This window comes from Microbacterium sp. 22242 (assembly GCF_052045495.1).
Classification (GTDB): Bacteria; Actinomycetota; Actinomycetes; order Actinomycetales; family Microbacteriaceae; genus Microbacterium.
The window spans coordinates 1-448 of the sequence record NZ_JBQEOZ010000028.1 but is presented as its reverse complement, the minus strand read 5'-3'; the positions used below and the strand labels follow the sequence as shown (position 1 = coordinate 448).

General features: G+C 75.0%; 1 pseudogene. It reads left to right on the top strand.

The annotated features are described in order from the left end of the window. Positions 1-19: 19 nt before the first annotated feature. Positions 20-448: pseudogene (locus ACTJJZ_RS17365) on the top strand (hypothetical protein); the annotation flags it as partial.

Here is a 448-nt window from a genome sequence, read left to right as displayed (position 1 = left end):
CCTCACCCAGCACGCCCGGATGGTGCAGGCCGGGAACCGGCAGGCAGCGAAGAACGCCGCGACCGCCGGCGTGGCTGCCGACGCTCCGGGCGCTGCAGCCTACGAGGCATGCAACGATGCGCGCCCGGGGCCGAGCGACGCGACCGACGATGCCCTCGGGGACCCGGGCGATGCGCGCACGATCGACCAGCTCCGTGCGGACCTGTGCGCGGACACGCTGCTCACGGGGGCGCCGTCCGGGCATGACACGACCACCGGGTTGCTGGCTGCGATCCAGGCGCGGGTGGAGGTCACGGTTCCCGTGTTCACCCTCATGGGCGCCGACACCGCCGCGGGTCGGGCCCCGGGAAGCGACGCAACGGCGGGCACCGGGTTCGGAGCATCGGGCGCCGGGTTCGGGGTTCGTGTGGAGCAGCCCGGCGAGCTCGCCGGCGGGCACCCCATCGAC